This is a genomic window from Flavobacterium sp. AC105 (genome assembly GCF_979258495.1).
Map to the genome: position 1 here is coordinate 1986425 of NZ_OZ409860.1, position 19832 is coordinate 2006256.

The window sequence follows — 19832 nt, forward strand, 5'->3', positions numbered from 1 at the left end:
ACAATCATAACTTTAAAAAAATGAATATTGATATTAATATTTTTCCCTATCCCCAAACAAAAAAAACAGACGTTGTTAACACATATTATGATAATGATATTATAGATTCATATCAATGGCTGGAAGAAAATACTGTAGAAACAGAAGAATGGGTTAAAAGTCAGAATGAATGGACTGAAAATTATTTTTCTAAAATTCCTTTTTATTCAAAAATAAGAAAGGAGCTGGAACTTTTATGGACTTATGAAAAGTATAGTGAAGCTTTTAAAATTGGGTCTTTTCTCTATTTTTACATGAATAACGGGCTGGAGAATCAATATGTTTTGTACAGGCAAGAGGAAGGAAAAGAAGCAGAAGTATTTTTAGACGCTAAAGAATTATTTGAAAATGAAAATGTTTCAATTACAGAAGTGAAATTCTCAAAGGATGGTACTCTTGCAGCTTTTCAATTAAATGAGAAAGGGTCAGACCTGCAAAAAGTATTCATTATTAGAACTTCTGATAAAGAAATTATTGAAGCCCCTTTAGTCAATGTAATGTTTTCCCGTCTGGCATGGAAAGAAAATGAAGGCTTGTTTTATAGCAGTTATCATTTAAATAATGATAATGGTACAGGATTAGTATATAATCATAAACTGTATTATCATAAAACAGGATCGCAGCAAGTAGAGGATATTTTAATTTTTGGAGGTGAAAAAACGCCAAGAAGATTTATTCAGGCTGATGTAAGCAGCGATCATAAATATTTGATAATTATGGCAGCAAATTCACTATCTGGAAATGAGCTTTATATTAAAAATCTCGAAAATGGTAATTTGACCACTATAGTAAACAATACTAATAATCACAATTTTGTAATTAATAATATAACATCCAGGTTTTATATATTAACCAATTTAGAGGCGCCCAATTTTAAAGTTGTTACAGTAGACATTTCGAATTCAATAAATTTGGAATTTTCAGATTTCATACCAGAGACCAAAGATGTATTAAGTGCAAGTGTAGGGGGAGGAAAAATATATGCAAAGTATATAAAAAATACACGCTCCCATATTGAACAATATAGTTTTGATGGCGTATTCGAAAAGCAAATAAAATTGCCTTCAGAGGGCTTTGCTTTTGGTTTTAATGGCAATAATGATGAAGTTTATTATACGTTCGAATCTTATTTACATCCTCCAACTATTTATAAATACGATGTTAAAAACGATCAGAATATTATTCTAAAAAAATCCAACCCTAATTTTGATTCAAAAAAGTTTGAGTCTCAACTTATTTTTTATACCAGTAATGATGGTACAAAAATTCCGATGACATTATTGTTCAAAAAAGGATTGCAGCAAGATGGAAAATCTCCAACATTAGTTTATGGTTATGGTGGATTTGGATTTAATATTTTGCCCGAATTTGATCCTTCTAATATCCTTTTGTTAGAACAAGGAGGGATTCTTGCAGTCGCTAATTTACGAGGTGGTGGTGAATATGGTATAAATTGGCATAAAGAAGGAGCAAGACTTAATAAAAAGAATGTAATAGATGATTTTACATCTGCTATTAAATATTTGGTTGATCATAATTATACTTCTAACAAATATGTAGCAATATCCGGAAGATCAAATGGCGGGATGATTGTAGGATCTATAATAGCGCAATTCCCTGATTTGTGCAAAGTAGCATTTCCATCTGTAGGCGTAATGGATATGCTTCGATTTCATAAATTTGGATCGAGTATAACATGGGCTGATGAATATGGAACTTCTGATGAATCTCACGAATTGTTTAAATATCTTTTGAGTTATTCACCTTATCACTTATTAACTTCTCAAAGTTATCCGGCAGTTTTAGTTACAACCGGCGATTATGACGATAGGGTATTTCCGGCACATTCCTATAAATTTTTAGCTCGTCTTCAGGAGCTGCAGACTGGAGATTCTCCCGTAATTTTAAATGTTGAAAAAAATATGGGACACGGAGCAGGAAAGTCTACTTCTCAAAGAATTAAACAAGAAACTGATAAATGGGCTTTTATGTATTATAATATGGGACTATCTTTTGAGCTTTAAATTATCAAAAAACTTCCAGAAACAAAAAACCTTTTAAGCCTAATTAATTAATCCAATACGGGATAAAAAAGTATGAAATTTATGTTGAAAATTCAAAAAATATTTTTTTTAATGTCTGTGATATTTATGTCACATTTTAGTCTGGTAGCCCAAAACTTAAGCTCTAAATACGAAATCAAAGGAAAAATTTTAGACTCTGTTTCAAAGGTACCATTGCCTTATGCAACCCTGGCTTTGTATGATGTAGAAAAAAAGAATGTCATAAATGGCACTATAACAAACGAAGAAGGTGTTTTTAGTTTAACTCAGATACCTTCCGGATCGTATCAGTTAAAAATAGAGTCTATTGGTTACAAAAACAAAACTATTGATAAACTAATTTTAATAACAAAACCTTACCAAATAGATTTAGGTACATTATATTTTTCTGAGTCGAGTGTGAGTTTGAAAGAAGTTGTGGTAACAACAAATAAACCAATTTTTGAAAGTAAAATAGATCGATTTGTCTATAATGCAGAAAAAGACGGAGTAGTTTCCGGAGATGCTTCAGATTTGATGCGAAAGGTTCCAATGACATCTGTTGATATGGATGGAAATGTGTCTTTAAAAGGAAACTCTAATGTTAGGATACTTATTGATGGCAAACCCTCAGGAATAACATCAGGGGCAAATGGCGATTTGCTACAATCTATTCCGGCATCACAAATTAAGAATATAGAAGTAATTACATCTACTTCTGCCCGTTACGATGCAGAAGGAACAGGTGGAATTATAAATATTGTTACAAAAAAAAGAAGCCTGAATGGTATTAATGGTACAGTTACAGGCGGTTTAGGCACCAGACAATGGAATAGTGCTATAAACATCAACGGAAGAAGCAACAAGTTAATATATGGTTTTAACGCAGGAACTAATAATAAATGGCCAAGGCTGGTAGATACTGATTTTTATAGTTTTGATAATAAAGGAAACAGCTCTGCTTCTACAGGTGTTAGTAAAAACGAACGCCTCACAAATAGCTTGTCAGCTATGATACAGTTTAATTTTGATGATAAAAATAGTATTTCAAGTACCTTTAGAAGAACAAGTTTAGTTTATAATGATGATATGAATAATGAAAATGTAAATAACTCTTCAGATAGTATTATTAATTATAAATTACATTCAAATTCTAAAATGAAAACTACAGGATTTGACTGGAATAGTGATTATTTGCATCAATTTGAAAGAAAAGGGGAGGAATTGAGTATTGCGCTTCAATGGAGCCAAAATGCAAATGCAAATGATTATAAGCTTTTTTATTCAGATTATTTTAAAAATGAAAAAATCAATAATGATGCAAAAAATAATGAATACACGGTACAAGGAGACTACACGGTTCCTTTAAGCAATACCGTAAAATTTGAAGGCGGTTTAAAAAGCATCTTTAGGCGTATTGAAAGTAAGTATGATTATTCTTATATTGAATCAGGTGAAAATAACATCCCTGACATCTTAAATACATATAATTACCAACAAGATGTTTATGCCGGTTATGCACTCTTGCAAATACCACTCGAAAAAGGATGGGAAATACAAGGAGGCAACAGATTCGAAATTACTCAAATCAGAGGGGAGTTTTTAAATGCAACGACAGAAATTCTTCCTTTTACAAATACTTATAATAACTATATTCCTAATTTGATTGTTGCAAAAAAGTTTGAAAATGGCCAGCGAATTAAGATCAGCTATAATAAAAGAATTCAGAGGCCCGGATATACTTTTGTAAACCCTTTTAGGGATACCAGTAATATTTTAAATCAAACTCAGGGAAATCCTTATTTATCTCCTGAATTAACACAAACAATTGAACTGAATTATGATACATCTATCAAAAAAATAAATTTTAACGTATCCGTATATTACAGGAAAACTGATGATATAATTGATAGTTTTACAGAAACAGTTCCGTATGTAACAACGGACGCTTCTGGTGAAATAACAACCCGAATGGTAAATTTGACGACTTATCAAAATATAGGGTATAATAAATCATTAGGCTTAAATTTTTATACCCTTATTCCTTTGAGCAATATCTTTACAGTAACAGGAAGTTTTGATATGTATGGATATAATCCAAAAGTATATACTGAATTTAGTTCTTTTTTAAACTCTGGAAAATTTTTACAATTTAATGGTTTTGTCAATGCCTCATTAAAGCTTCCTAAAAAAGTACGATTCGAAACATCTTATAGTTTTAGTTCAAAAACACGCACCTTTCAGGGAACAACTGCAAATCTAAATATCTGGAATATTACTCTTAAAAAAGATATATTAAAAGATCAGGGAACAATAGGATTAGAAATCATAAATCCATTAAATGATAAGTGGGATTTTACAGATCGAATTCAAACTGCACAACTAACACAATACAACAATCTCTCTGTTCCTTTTAGATCTTTTAACTTAAAATTCTCTTACAAATTTGGGAATTTAAAGAAAGAAGACTCCAGAGACAGAGGTGTAAAAAACGATGATCTTAAAAGTGATTAATTCGTTTTAAACTATCATTTTATTATTACTGATAATATGTCAAAAACCTTTTAAAGGATTTTTGACCATACGCATGCGCAATAATGAGCATCATTGTGGCTTGAAAGAACATATAAATTCAAAATTCAGCAAATTCCATCCTTAAAAACAAATCCATAACAAACTAAACTAAATACGTATGAAAAATAACCAAATGAAAATGTACCATAATGTCGGATACATCTTTTTTATTTTACTAACCTTCGTTCTGATAGGTTTTTTTAAAACTTACTTTAATCTTTATCCTAATTTTAATGCCAACATAACAAATGTAATTCATTTCCATTTTTTTGTTGTAATGACCTGGGTTCTGTTGCTTATTGTGCAGCCCTTACTAATTCGTTACAAAAAATTCAAAATTCATTCAATAATTGGCAAGACGACTTTTGTCCTGGCTCCCCTAATAATTATATCATTGATTTTATTAATGTATAAGCAATACCATGATTTGAAAATGCAGACTTGGAGCACTTATGATTTACTTTGTTATTTCTATTACCAAGGAATTCATACTATTTGTTTTACTGTATTTTATTCGTTGGCAATTTTTTACAGACGAAATATTTACCTGCATTCAACATTTATGATCGCTACTGGTATAGTATTTATAAAACCTAGTTTAACGCGTTTGTTGATATTTGGAGTTGGCATATTTTGGACTCTTGCCGAAGTATTGACGATACTATTTATTGATTTATTATTAATCACTACAATTCTGTATGTAATGAAGAAAAAGCAAAACTATAAACCTTATCTCCTTATTTTTTCTATGTTACTGTTTTATCATATACCGGCACTGATCAAATTTTATAAAATGTATCTAATCTCAGGCTGGCATTGATTCTTGATTTCTTCTCATTGAATCAATATTCTAACTAAATCACTAAATATTTAAACGAAGCAACTTAATTAACCCAAAAAATAATTTTAAATTTTTTTATTATCATGTCTCAAAAAGTAAAAGTAGATTATTTCAAATACACAGGTTTCCTTTTCATTATATTATTAGCATGTGTTCCATTTGCATTTTTTAAAAGCTATTTCAGTATATTCCCAAATTTTATTGCGTTTGTTAATGATGCAACCATTATACATTTTCATGCTGCTGTTACATTTCTTTGGGTAGTTCTACTTGTGGTTCAGCCCATGTTGATTCGACATAAAAAATATAAAACGCATCGACTTTTAGGAAAAATGACTTATGTTTTATCGCCATTGATTATATTTTCTTTTCTTGCTTTGATTTACAATCAATACAACATTTCAGATTTAAGAGAAAAAGGGTTCTTTTATCTAATTCCTCTAGGCGAAGTTAAAGATCTGTATATTTGGTATGGCGTGCGTTTTTTCTATTTTCAAATCATGCATACTATATTTTTTACCACTTTTTATGTACTGGCAATTATTAATAAAAAAGATATTATGTTGCACGCCAGTTACATGATTGCAACCGGTTTGATATTTATTAATCCAATTTTTAGACGTTTTGGAGTTAATTTTTTAGAAGTCTCATTTGTATTTATAGAAACAATTATTCTAATAGTTACAGAATTAATCATTTTTGCATTACTTTTTTATGCAATAAAAAATAAGTTAAAATATAAACAATATATTTTTATTTATTTCATGTTTTTAGCATACCATATTCCTATGTTTTTAGTGATGTATCTTTTCTTTCCAGGAGAAAAATAGTATTATTTCAAAATATTTAGATAATTAAATTTCGCGTTCTTTTAAAAAAAAAAAACTATGAAACGACCAATTATCTTTAATCATAAAATTAATTTATAGCATGTATAATTATTCATTGAATAATAAAATTCCTGATTTCATAATAAGTGAGTTTATCGAAATTTGTGGTCAGCCTTTTGTAAAACAAAGTCATTTTGATAAAGAAAAATATTCTAAAGATGAAACAATGGATTTGGTTTTTGAATTTAGTATTCTATTGCTCCCTAAAAATCCAATAGAAATATCAGAAATTTTAAAACTATGTAATTTGTATAATATACCCGTAACTCCCAGAGGTGGTGGAAGCGGAGTAACGGGAGGAGCATTACCTGTTTTAGGAGGTGTCGTAATTTCTTTAGAAAGGCTTACTAATATTGTCGAAATTAATGTAGCTGATAAATATGCGATTGTAGAAACAGGTGTCGTTAGTAAAGATTTTTTTGACAGAGTAGAGTTAGAAGGTTTATATTTTCCTATCCAGCCTTCAAGTTCCAAAATGTCTTTTATAGGTGGCAACGTTGCAGAAAATGCAGGAAGTATTAATACTTGCAAATATGGTGTTACGAGTGATTATGTACTCAATTTAGAAGTGGTGTTGCCAACAGGTGAAATTATTTGGACAGGCAGTAATTTAAAAAAAGATGTTTCGGGTTATAATATAACACGAATGTTTGTAGGAAGTGAAGGAACTTTAGGAATTATTACCAAAGTAGTTTATCGACTCATAAAAAAGAGCAAGGAGGAAGTCAATTTGCTTTTTGGATTTGAAACCTTAAAAGACCTCTGTAACTTATTACTTGAAATCAATAACTCAGAAATTATACCATCCGGTGTCGAACTTATTAGTAAAGAAGCATTAAAATTATGCGAAGATTTTTATGATGAGCGTTTTTTTAAAGATAAAAATGTCAATGAGCATCTATTAATACAATTAGAAGGCAATAATAAAGACGATATAATAGTAAAGACAGAAGCCTTGTATAAATTAGCGATCCCTTTTATAATAGATGAGGTATTAATTGCTCAAAGTGAGAGTGAAAAAAAACGACTGTGGAAATTTAGAACTGGTCTGGGAACTATTTTAACATCCAATAATAGAAAGTATAGAGATATTGATATTACAGTTCCCTTATCTGCGTTATATGATTATTTGAATAAGCTGGAAGAAATAGCAATTAAAAATAAGCAAGCCATAATTAGGTTTGGACATGTCCTGGACGGAAACATACATGCAATGGTACTATATGATGAAAAAGACAATATCCCAGACAATTGTGAAATTGTCAAAGAAATTTATACTTACGCTATTTCTAAAGGAGGAACAATAAGTGGAGAGCATGGAATAGGGTATCTTCAAAAAAAATGGATGCCATTACAATTTAATGATATTCAATTAGATATTTTTAAACGAATAAAAAATACTTTTGATCCTAAAAATATTCTTAATCCTAAAAAACTATTTTAACAAAATAGATTTATTTATCTTTTCTTTTTTGAATTCAAAATGAAATTTTTGTCGTTATTTTGGGAAACAATAACAGAAAGATTAAAATTAGTGCGATATTAATAGTACTTTTATTTGAAGATTTATGTAACATTATCAATAAAAAGCTACATATATAAAATAGAGGCGTTTGTTATGCAAACTTAGATTTAAAAAACCTTAATAGCACTTAATTTCAAAAAAAATAACTAATAAACACAAAAATATGAATTTATCAGAATGGCTCGTTTTTATCTTAATCATGCAAATTATTCATGGATTATCAACTTGGAAGCTTTATGTAAAAGCAGGAAGAAAGTCTGTAGAGTCATTTATCCCTATTTATAACTTAGTAATTTTAATGAAAATTATTAATAGACCAAGATGGTGGGTCATTTTACTTTTTGTTCCTATTATCAATCTTATAATGATTCCTGTAATTTGGGTAGAAACGATTAGAAGTTTTGGAAAAAACACAACACTTGATACTATACTAGTTTTAATAACATTAGGATTTTATATAACTTTTTTAAATTATACCTCTGAGAAATTAATATATATAGAGAACAGGGATTTAAAGTCTAAAACAAAAGCAGGAGACACTATAAGTTCTTTTTTATTTGCTATTATTGTAGCAACATTGGTTCATACTTATATCATACAGCCATTTATGATTCCGTCTTCATCATTAGAGAAGACATTGTTAGTTGGAGATTATTTATTTGTAAGTAAAGTTAATTTTGGGGCCAGAACTCCTATGACGACAATTGCATTGCCAATGGTTCATGATTCTATTCCTGGGTTAGGAACAAAATCTTACTTATTTAGTGATGATGTTACAAAAAAAGAAACATCAATATTAAACAAGTTTCAATTACCCTATTTTAGATTTCCTTCAATAGAAAAGATTGAACGTAATGAAATTGTAGTATTCAATCAGCCGGCAGATACGTTGCGTGATATGGATAATTTTAATCCGGATAGAAATTATTACAAACCTATTGACAAAAAAACGAATTTAGTAAAAAGATGTGTGGGCATACCTGGTGATTCTCTTGAAATTAAAGATGGAGACATTTACATTAATGGAAAATTAAGTAAAATGCCAGAAAGTGCAAAACCTCAATACAATTTTATTATAGATACAAAAGGGCAAGCTATTAGTCAGGATGCTCTTGTGCACAGATATGGTGCCAGAGAAGGTATGAGATATGATAATGGAGATTTTGCACTTACAAATAAAGGAGAATATTTTTTGACATTAACAGACAAAGAAGCCGCCTTATTAGCAAATAATCCAGTGGTAAAAAGTGTTAAAAAATATTTATCACCAAAGGGAGATCAAGATGGAGAAGTATTTCCACATGTTCGTTCTCTAGGCTGGAACATAGATAATTTTGGTCCCATTTATATCCCTAAAAAAGGCGCAACTATTAATTTAGATATAAAGACACTTCCTCTCTATAAAAGAATTATTCAGGAATATGAAAAAAATACCTTAAAAATTAATGGTAAAGAAATCATAATCAATGGAAAAGTCAGTACAACTTATACTTTTAAACAGGATTATTATTGGATGATGGGAGATAATCGCCAAAATTCTCTAGATGCACGATTTTGGGGTTACGTACCGTTTGATCACGTAGTAGGAAAACCTGTATTTATTTGGTTTAGCTGGGATAAGGATGGCAAAGGGCTGAATAAAGTAAGATGGAATCGCGTTTTCTCTGTAGTAAATGGAAATAATGAACCTAAATCATACTTAATTCCTTTTTTAATATTAGTAGGTCTTTACATTGTTGGTGAAAAAATAATAAAAAAAATAAAAAATAAGAAAGAACAAACATTATAAGTTTAGAAATAATGTTTTACTATCTCAAATAATTTGAATGTAATCCAGCAGTCATTTTTATTATAATTAGATAAAAAAAATTAAACCCGTTTAATTCTTGATTTCAAGAATTAACGGGTTTAATTTTAAACTACAATACCTTAAAATTAAACCAAATTACAATAGTAAAAAAATATGAAATTGATAGCATTTCCTTTCGCGGGAGGTAACAAATATTCATTTGATTTTTTAAAGCCTTATTTAAAATCAAATAGTATGACCTTAACAGTTTTAGAATACCCAGGCAGGGGACAGCGAATGATAGAGCCATTATTAAATACTATTGATGAAATAGTGAATGATGCGTACAAAAGAATTTTAAATGAAATAACAGAAGAACCATATATTATATACGGACATAGTATGGGCGGCCTTGTAGGGTATTTAATTGCTGAAAAGTTGGCCAGTCAAAATATTAAAATGCCCTATAAATTAGTTGTCTCAGGTTCACCGGCTCCGTCAAAATATAAAAGGGAAAACATACATGATCTGGAAAGTGATAAATTTTGGAAAAAAGTTAATGAATTTGGAGGCGTACCAAATGAAATTTTAAAAGAAGAATCATTTATTACTTTTTTCGAACCAATTTTGAGATCAGATTTTCAGAACGTTGAAGAGTATAGACATATCAGGAAAACAAAATTGCAAATACCAATTGATGTTTTCTATGGAGATGAAGAAGTAAAATCATCAAGTGAGAAATTTTCTGGATGGAGAGATGAAACAACTGGATATGTTGAGATATTTGAACTAAAAGGGAATCATTTTTTTATTCATAAAAATGTAGAACGTATGGCTAGTTATTTCATTCGGGAATTTCAAAAAAATATTGACTTAGTACCTAAAAATACGCTTTGAGATTTAACGTTATAATATTAAACAGCATAAATGATTTATATTAATTATACTTTTATAAATGAAGCAAATCATGATAAATTACTGGAAAATTATTTAAAAAAATTTCCAATTGAATTTCAGCAAAAAATTTTACGATATAAAAGATGGGAAGATGCTCAGTTATCTTTATTAGGCAGACTATTATTAAATCATAGCTTAAAAAAGAATTTCAACAGAAATGATGATAACATTGAAATTTCCTATAATCTTTTTAACAAGCCATATTTTAAGAATGAAAATATTAAATTTAATATTTCTCATTCCGGTAATATTGCTATTTGTGCTATCTCTCAACATACAGAGATTGGTATAGATATCGAAGAAATAAAATTTATAAATATTATAGATTTTAAAGACCATATGACAAATAGTGAATGGGATGTAATTTCAAAATCAAAAAATGAAAAAGAAGCTTTTTATAATTATTGGACACAAAAAGAAGCTGTCACGAAAGTTCACGGAGTAGGACTTTCAATTCCATTGAAAGATTTTGAAATTTTAAACAATAAATCTAAAATAGGAGATTTCGATTTTTATATAAAAGAGATACCCGTAAATAAAGGTTATAAGTGTCATTTGGCCTATGTAGAGAGTAATACAAATATATTAGCTCCTGAAGAAATGTTTTTTCACTAATTCCTTTTAAAACAGAATATGCTCCAGTATAAAATAAAATTATAAAATTTAACCATAAAAAAAGCCCTAATTTTCATTAGGGCTTTTAGCAGGAAAATAGGTTTCGAACCTAATCCTAATGTAAATTAGATTGGTCTTTTATAGACTGTTACATCATCTACCCACATCATAACAGTCGAAAACAAGTTGATTTTATTAGGGTCAATAAAATTAGAATCTTTTGATCCCACATTCAGATTAAATATAATTGAGTGTGGCCCGAAATTATTTAAGTTAAGATTGCCAACACTACTATTTGTATATGTTGAAACTGTTACATTATCTACCATTATAGTAACTGTTACGACATTGTTCTTCATTTTCCAAAAAGACTCGTATAAATGCCATCCTCCATTTCCGTTAATATCAAAATTAGCCGGATAGTTTCTTTCTCCGGAATTTCCTAATTGGTTTGCTCCGGTAGAAGTTCCATAAAAAAGATTTGAAGTATAACGGCTTGCATTTGGTGCAAAAGAATATCCTTCCATGATATCAATTTCACCCTTGGTTGGCCACGCATTTTGTTGCACAGACCAGAAAGCAGGCCAGGCACCGTAAGTTTGTGTAAAAGACTTGTAGGTTCCGCCATCCATCGCTACTAGTTTAATATTTGCAGAAAGCATATACTCTGTATTATTTTCGGGCTTATATTGATAATTAGAAGAAATGAACCCCGATTGATACTTGTACGTGCTCAATTTTGTAGTCTTGATTTCCAGACATTGTTTTCCGTCTCTCCATTGCGTAGTTGGTACTGAGCTGGCATAATCACAATACCACGAATTATAATCCGCTCGTTGTTCTTTCGTCCATTGTGACAGATTGGAGCCTACATCAAATGTATCTTCAAATTGTTTGACCCAGGGCGCGCCGGCTACTTTGCTGGTACTGGCTTTTGTACTGGCACTTGCTGATTGGTCTTTTGCTATTGGACTTGCATCATCTGCGCAGGATGCAAATCCTAAACCTAATACACATGTCACTGTTAATGCTAACAAATTTAATTTTTTCATAATTTAATTTTTTTTGGTTAATTAATAGTTGAAGTAAAGTATTATAGTTTTAAAAAATTTAATCTAAGCCTTCCAGAAATCCGGTATGAGCACTTTTAATTGCAAAATTTGAATCATACAATAAAGGCCAGTCATTTCCAGGGTGGTTAAGTTCTGTACTAAACGGAATCCAGGATTCATTATCCTTCATTCCCCAAATAGTTAAGGCATATTTATTTGCTGCCGGAAGCGCATTATAGAGTTTTACAATCTCTTTGTATTTTTCTTTTTGAGCCAGTCTTCTTTCATTTGTAAAAGTAGAGATGTCATTAGCTTGATTTACTTGTATATCCAATTCCGAAACATGAATTTTCAGCCCTTTTGCTACCGCTTTGTTAAGATCAGTTTCTATTTGAGCTTTGGTTGGAGTTAGATACGTGTTGTGCATCTGAAAACCAATACCATTAATAAGATTACTTGCTTTTAAATCATCTACAATGCTAAAAACTTTATCTTGTTTTGGAGTATTAGTTGAGGTTGCATAATCATTATAAAACAACAATAGAGAGTTGTCACCAGCTGCGACTGCGGCATCTTTTGCCCATTGAAAACAATCTTTTACATAATTGGCTCCCATGCGTTGCAGAAAAATAGTATTTCTCATAGCGCCGCCATTGTCATCTACTGCTTCATTCACCACATCCCAGGATTTTACTTTTCCTGCATAATGGGTAACAACATCTGTAATGTATTTTTTTACTTCTGCTTTAAATTCGGCATCAGTACCAGAAAAATCCTTTAACCATTGTGGTACCGAATTATGCCAAACCAAAGCATGACCGTGAACATTAATTCCATTTGAATTTCCGTAAGCAACAATTTTATCGGCCACAGCCCAGTTGTAAACACCGCTTGCCGTAGAAATTTGATCCATTTTCATTTCGTATTCGGCAGAAATACTGCTGAATTCATTTTTCAAAATAACATCATAAGGACTTCCCGTGGTTAATTGCGAAGCTTTTATAGCCATACCTATAAAAAATGGATTAGCGAGTTTATTAGCTTTTACTTTTAAGAATGTAGGATCTTCCGGAATATTGCTCGAACCTGTGGTTACAACACTAATCACATTGGAGTAACCTGAAGTTTCTGTTTCATTTTTTGCTCTAACTCTGTAATAATATTGTGTACCTCCGGTTAAACCTACGACAACTTCGTTTAAATCAGTAACTTCTTTTGCATTGTAATTGGGAACAAAAGTGGTAAAATTTTCAGTTGTTGAAACATCCAAAAGATAACTTTTTGAATGGGAAGCATAATTCCATTTTGCTCTAAAACCTGCATCGTTCACATCTTTTGGCGCATTTGCAATTGGTGTTTCTAAAGTGACAGTATCTGCGTTATCATCTTTTGAACAAGAATTCAAAAAGAAGAAAAGGCCAGTCAGCATTAATAAAAATTTAATTTTCATACTGTGTTTTTATTATAGAATATCCTTTTTGTGATTCTGAATACCCTTATTTATAGTTTCTGTTTTTTAGATATAAAAGAGGCTGTTTTTGACCACAACCTCTTTTTTTAAGTTTAAAAATTAAAATGCAAACCATTAATTATTGGTAGCGAATTTTAATATTATCGAATTTTATTACACTAGGATTTGGTGTATCTCCCTGAGCAATTCCGACTTTGATTTCATTGATTTTAGAAGGATCTAATGTTGCAGCTGTATTCGAACCAAAACCGTAATTATCTTTAAAATCACTTAATAAAATCGTTTTTGTAGTCCAGTTTACATCAGTTACTTTAAAATTATAACCATAGTTTACACCATCAATAGTGTTTAATTGAATCGCAAATTGAGCACCCACAACATTCGCGCTTACATCCATATCAATGTATGTTTTTGAAGCATCATTATTAGAAGCACTTAGGAAACTGGCTCCACCTCCGGCGCTGCTTCCGTTATAACCGTTGGCTGTAGAACCCGCCCATGCTAATGATGCATAATTGCCTGTTGCACCACCTGCGGTATTAGCGTTAAAACTATCGATATCACCATATGCAGACCACTCTGTTCTGGAACCGTTTCCGTCAAAATCAGATACAAGAATTACGGTCGCAAAATTGATTGTTTTTTTAGCAGAACCTCCCGGTGTAGTAACTACCAGCTCTGATCCTGAAACTGCATTTGAAGGTAAACCGATGATAATCGAAGAAGATGATTTTAGCGTATAACTCAGTGCTTTTCCTCCTAAAGTGATCGAAGAAATATTATAAAACCAGGTACCTTCAATTTCTAACGGAAATCCCGGAGTTGCTACAGCCGGAATTGTTTTTGTGATCGTAGGAACAGGCTGTAAAATCTCAATGTTTTTAGTCACTGATCCCGTTCCGGTTACAAATGTAATAGGCTGTACACCAAATCTGCTTCCTAGTTTTTCATCAAAAGGGATAGTAAAAATAAACGCTTTATCTGAATTATAGTTTGGATTGAAAGTGATATTAATTTTATTATCCAGCGTAATTTTTTTTAATCCTTTTAAATTTTCACCTTCAACTCTGACTTTATTTAATGGAAAAGCCTGATTCAATAAATCTCCGGGTTCAGCAACCATGGCATCTATATTTGCACTAGTTGCATCATCATTTTGGCAAGCCGTAAAAGAAACCAATGCCAAAAGAATTATAATGCTATATGTTATTTTCTTAATCATAGTAAAAATTAATTAAAGTTAAAAGGAACCGGAGGCTCTAATAATGAGGGATTTGTATCAATAGCTGATTGCGGTAATGGCAATTCAAAATAATTGCTTCCCGGAGTTATTTTTACAGATATCAACTCGGTTCTGGCATCATCAGAATAAAAACCTACTTCCTGTTGTGAAATAATAGCTGTTGCTTCAGAGAGACCACGGCGTTTTAAATCGAAGAAATATTGTCCTTCAAGTGCAAATTCAACTCTTCTTTCGTTAAATAAATCATTTCTTGTCAGCACTGTTTTGGCAGGTAATCCGGCTCTGGCTCTAACTTCATTAAAAGAACTCAAAGCTGCTCCGGAAGTTGTAGAATTGGCTCCTGCCAAAATCGCCTCAGAATTCATTAGTAAAACATCAGAATATCTTAATATAATCGTGTTTTGTGACGTTCTCATAAAAAATACATCATTTCTTTCGGCCGCAGATCCTACAATATATTTTCTGAAATTAGCTGACGTAGAAGAGTATATTTTTTTATACCTGAAACCGCCCTGATTTTTTAATAACTCAGGATAAAAATCGCCATCTGTCATGATGGTGCTCTTTTTTCTGGTATCATTTGGCTCAAAGCCGCTTTGCAATGAAATAGAAGGAAGGTAAACTCCCCAACCGTCTCCACCGCCAGTTATTCCGGTACCTCCTGGAACGATATACGCCTGATTTGTATTTTGCGTTCCCCATTCGGTAGCAACTGCTTTCCATTGCAGGGCAAACATACTTTCGGCACTATTGTTATTTTCGGGACTGCTAAATAAGTTTCCGTAATCGGAAATTAAAGTATATTGATTTCCGATAATTTTCTGGGTCAACGCGGCACTTTGTGGATATTCATTCAACGTTAAATGTACTTTTGCCAGAATACCCATGGCGGCAAATTTGGTAACATATCCTTTTTTTACTGAAGTTTCAGGCAAATTTTCGATAGCATATTCTAAATCTTGTTTGATGAATTTGTAAACATCTGCAACAAGATTTCTTTTAGGCTGCGCTGCGGTTCCTGCTTTGTTAATAATAGGCACAGCTCCAAAGGTTCTTACCAAATAAAAATAGGCATTGGCCCTCATGAATCTTGAAATTGCGATGGCATTTTTATAAGATGCTTCAGGCAATTCGGACTTTCTTTCTTCGACTAAACTCATTAAATTATTAGATTGATCGATAACCGAAAACAACGAAACATATCCTTCTGTCAGGATTGGGTTTTGTGAGGTTACCTGGGCATCTTTAAATTGGGCATAAGCACCATCAAATGTAAAAGCGTTTCCGGCATACATATCTCCCACAGCAATCAGGAATTTATCATTAAAAGTAAACCAGGGTTTAAAATATAAACTCTCAGCAATTCCGTCAAAAGCGGTAACTCCTTCCGGTAAATCGCCCGGCGTTAATTGATTTTCAGATGGTGCATCCAAAAAATCATCAGAACAGGAAAACAAAGACAGCAATGGTATTAGCATTCCCATCATAAAAAGTTTAAAAAGTTTTTTCATGACTATTATTTTTAGTTTAACGACTATGAATCATTAAGTTAATTTGTGTTTTATCGTAAATTTTAGAATTCTAAATTTAAACCCATAGAAATAATTCTTGGCACTGGATATCTACCCAAATCAATACCGCTCAGCGTTATGTTTTGATCTAAATTTCCTAAAGCAGGATCAAAACCAGAGTATTTTGTCCAGGTATATAAGTTTTGGACATTGGCATACAATCTAATTTTAGATATAATAGATTTTTCGAATATTTCCTTTGGTAAATCATAGCTCAAAGAAACATTCTGAATCCTTAAATAAGAACCGTCTTCCACAAATCTGTTCGAGATTCTTCCATTTCCATTAGGATCATTAAGGCTAATTCTTGGCTCATTTGTGTTTTCGTTTACTCCAGGTTCAAACGCATTGATTGCTCTTGTACTCACGTTTGCAAAACGGTCTCCAAATCCTGGATAAATTCCATCAGTATAATGACGGGTAAAATTGTAGATTTCATTACCCTGACTTCCGGTTAAAACAACAGATAAACTAATGTTCTTGTACTTAAAACTATTGGTAAAGGAATAAGTAAAATCAGGAATGGCGCTTCCTATGGCTTTTTGATCTTTAGCATCAATTTTCCCATCTCCATTAAGATCTTTAAAACGAATATCTCCAATTCCTGTTCCTGTTTCCTGAATTGGTCCTGCGGCTAATTCTGCTGCATTTTTAAATAATCCATCGGTAACATATCCGTAGAATTGTCCCACTGGCTGACCTTCTGTAGTTCTGGTCACGTTATATAAATCAAATTGTACTTTTCCTAATAAAGATTTCCCTGCGCCTTGAAAACTAGTTAGTTCATTATCATATTTTGAAAAAATAATGGTACTGTCCCATGTAAAATTTTCGGTAACGATGTTTCTGGTATTCAGGGTAAGTTCTACTCCTTTAGTTTCAATTTCACCCGTATTCAAATAATAATTAAGTGCACTTTGATTCGACTCATCATTGATTTGTTTGGTCAGGAAATTAGAAGAATTTTTAATATAGTAATCAAAGTCTAATTTTACTCTGTTATTAAGCATTCCTAATTCAAAACCAGCATTAAAAGATTTAAGTGATTCCCATTTAATATTTGGATTTCCTAAATTATCAATTGTTGGAGATACGCCACCAAACGGAGATGCAGTCAATGACAGAATAGTTTGGTATCGGTTTGCCGGAATATTTTGATTTCCTACGGAACCGTAACCAGCTCTAAATTTCAAATAATTCACAGTCTCTGATAAAGGCGCAAAAAACTTTTCGTTACTAACCGTCCAACCTGCAGCAAATGAAGGGAAATAACCCCATTTATTATTAGGTCCGAAGTTTGAAGAAGCATCTGCTCTTAAAGAAGCCGAAAAAGAATAGCGATCAGAAAAACTATAATTTAATCTCGAAATATAAGATGTCATAGACCATCTGCCAGAACCATTTCCGTTAACTGCGGTATCTATATCACCTATATTTAAGTTGGTAAAATCTCTACTTAAAAAATCACCAGATCTGTAACCGCTTATATATTCGTATTGGCTTTCCTGCGCTTCCTGACCTAACAAAAAGGTAAAATTGTGTTTTTCGTTAATGGTTTTATTATAAGTCAAATAATTTTTTAAACTCCAATAAAAGCTTTGATCCTGTTGTTTGAATGATTTATTCAAAAGCTCAGACACATTTCCTAAAGTATAGGCAGGAGCAAAAGAGCTGCTTTTTGCAAAATTTAAATCATATCCTAATTCCGATCTAAAAACCAAACCTTTAGTAAGAGTGAAATCAGCAAATACATTTCCATTAAGTTTATATCGATCTGTTTTTGCATTATTATATTCTGATAAAGCAATTGGATTGGTCGCCTCATTTGCCGAAGAACCTAAACCACTTGTAGGACCTGCAAAAGAACCATCAGCATATCTAACCGGTAATTCCGGAGATTGTCTTAAGGTATTCATTACTAAACCACCTCTGTCGTCGTTTCGGACTACTTGTTGAGAGGATTTACTGATAGACATATTGTTACCAATTTTCAACCATGATTTTACATTTGAATCCACATTTAATCGCATCGACATTCTGTTGAAATCTGAATTAAGAACAATTCCTTCCTGATCAAAATAATTCAAAGAAGTATAATATCTTGTTCCGTCTTTTTCGCCAGAAAATGATATTTGATGGTTGTACATAGTAGCAGTTCTAAAAAGTTCATCCTGCCAGTTGGTACCGTTTCCTAATAAATCAGGTTTTTGATATTGATACGGAACAGGCTCACCATTTAATTTGAAAATTTTAGCCTGATAAGCTGCATATTGAGGCAAGTTTAAAACATCAACTGAATTTGTTACCTGTTGAGTCGCTATATACGTTTCATAGGCAAAAGTTGATTTTCCTTTTTTTCCTTTTTTAGTAGTAATCAAAACAACGCCATTTGCGCCATTTGCTCCATAGATTGCTGTTGATGAAGCATCTTTTAGAATATCAATGGTTTCGATATCTGAAATATTCAATCCCGATAAAGCCGAGTTTTTAGTTTGTCCGTTTCCTCCGCCTAAAGCGCTAAATGAAAAAGAGTCGTTGTTTTTATCCGCAAAAACCGGAGTTCCATCAATAACATACAAAGGTTCATTTCCGTTAATAGAAGTAATTCCTCGAATTTGAACCGAAATTCCTCCTCCGGGCGTACCTGAATTTTGAGTCACATTTACACCTGCAGCTTTACCTACAAGAGCCTGATCGATAGAAGTAAAAGGTTTATCCTGAATTTCAGAAGCTTTAATAGATGAAACTGCACCATTTATATCTTTCCTTTTTGAAGTTCCGTAACCAATCACGACTACTTCATTTAATTTTTCGAGGTCATTTACCATAACCACCTGCATTACTGATTTTGTGTCTGCAGGCAAAGACACATTTTTATAACCGATATAACTAAAAATCAATGTGCTCTTTGAGTCTACATTGTTTAAAATAAAACCGCCGTCAAAATCAGTGGTTGTTGCATTTTTTGTTCCTTGTACGATTACACCAACACCGGGTAATCCGGCTCCGCCTGATGTTACTTTTCCTTTAACAGTTTGAGCGAAGAAAAAATTTCCCCACATACATACTATCAAACACAATAGTTTTTTTAATGTTTTTTTCTGCATAAAATTTGGTCGTTTAAATTAGTTAGTTTTTTTTCGAAAACATTTAATATTAGGTTCTTTTGACACGCTCATTATTGGCGCGATAACAAGAAAACTTTTTCTTAAATATTTCTTAA

At 31.6% G+C, this 19832-nt stretch carries 12 protein-coding genes; 7 read left to right on the top strand and 5 right to left on the bottom strand.

The features are described from left to right. The first annotated feature begins 20 nt into the window (after positions 1–20). The 7 genes from ACZ0AH_RS08770 to ACZ0AH_RS08800 all read left to right on the top strand — a co-directional run bounded on the left by ACZ0AH_RS08770 (position 21) and on the right by ACZ0AH_RS08800 (position 11272). The gene (locus tag ACZ0AH_RS08770; protein WP_463475417.1) at positions 21–2063 is read left to right on the top strand and encodes a prolyl oligopeptidase family serine peptidase; all 2043 of its coding nucleotides are present in this window, start codon (positions 21–23) and stop codon (positions 2061–2063) included. Positions 2064–2174: 111 nt separating this feature from the next. Then, a complete protein-coding gene (locus tag ACZ0AH_RS08775; protein ID WP_463475418.1) occupies positions 2175–4595 on the top strand; it encodes a TonB-dependent receptor in 2421 nt (806 codons plus the stop codon). A 984-nt stretch (positions 4596–5579) separates the two neighbouring features. Next, the gene (locus ACZ0AH_RS08780; RefSeq protein ID WP_463475419.1) at positions 5580–6326 is read left to right on the top strand and encodes a hypothetical protein; all 747 of its coding nucleotides are present in this window, start codon (positions 5580–5582) and stop codon (positions 6324–6326) included. 100 nt (positions 6327–6426) lie between these two features. Further along, complete coding sequence (locus tag ACZ0AH_RS08785; RefSeq protein ID WP_463475420.1) at positions 6427–7830, top strand: FAD-binding oxidoreductase; 1404 nt, start codon at positions 6427–6429, stop codon at positions 7828–7830. 244 nt (positions 7831–8074) lie between these two features. After that, positions 8075–9700 carry a signal peptidase I gene (gene lepB, locus ACZ0AH_RS08790; RefSeq protein ID WP_463475421.1) on the top strand — a complete coding sequence of 542 codons (1626 nt, stop codon included), beginning with the start codon at positions 8075–8077 and terminating at the stop codon, positions 9698–9700. Positions 9701–9874: 174 nt separating this feature from the next. Next, complete coding sequence (locus tag ACZ0AH_RS08795; RefSeq protein ID WP_463475422.1) at positions 9875–10597, top strand: thioesterase II family protein; 723 nt, start codon at positions 9875–9877, stop codon at positions 10595–10597. Positions 10598–10627: 30 nt separating this feature from the next. After that, positions 10628–11272: a 4'-phosphopantetheinyl transferase family protein gene (locus ACZ0AH_RS08800; RefSeq protein ID WP_463475423.1), complete on the top strand. Its 645-nt coding sequence runs from the start codon at positions 10628–10630 to the stop codon at positions 11270–11272. A gap of 125 nt (positions 11273–11397) precedes the next feature. On the opposite strand, the gene ACZ0AH_RS08805 is transcribed toward ACZ0AH_RS08800, so the two are convergent. The 5 genes from ACZ0AH_RS08805 to ACZ0AH_RS08825 form a co-directional block, all read right to left on the bottom strand. After that, complete coding sequence (locus ACZ0AH_RS08805) at positions 11398–12324, bottom strand: glycoside hydrolase family 16 protein (protein WP_463475424.1); 927 nt, start codon at positions 12322–12324, stop codon at positions 11398–11400. 58 nt (positions 12325–12382) lie between these two features. Next, entirely contained in the window at positions 12383–13774 is a 1392-nt protein-coding gene (locus ACZ0AH_RS08810) for an endo-1,4-beta-xylanase (RefSeq protein ID WP_463475425.1), read from the bottom strand. 139 nt (positions 13775–13913) lie between these two features. Next, a complete protein-coding gene (locus tag ACZ0AH_RS08815) occupies positions 13914–15017 on the bottom strand; it encodes a hypothetical protein (protein ID WP_463475426.1) in 1104 nt (367 codons plus the stop codon). Between the two features lie 8 nt (positions 15018–15025). After that, positions 15026–16549, bottom strand: a complete 1524-nt coding sequence (locus tag ACZ0AH_RS08820; RefSeq protein WP_463475427.1) for a RagB/SusD family nutrient uptake outer membrane protein — start codon at positions 16547–16549, stop codon at positions 15026–15028. A gap of 62 nt (positions 16550–16611) precedes the next feature. Further along, entirely contained in the window at positions 16612–19716 is a 3105-nt protein-coding gene (locus ACZ0AH_RS08825) for a SusC/RagA family TonB-linked outer membrane protein (protein ID WP_463475428.1), read from the bottom strand. Between the last annotated feature and the right edge of the window lie 116 nt (positions 19717–19832).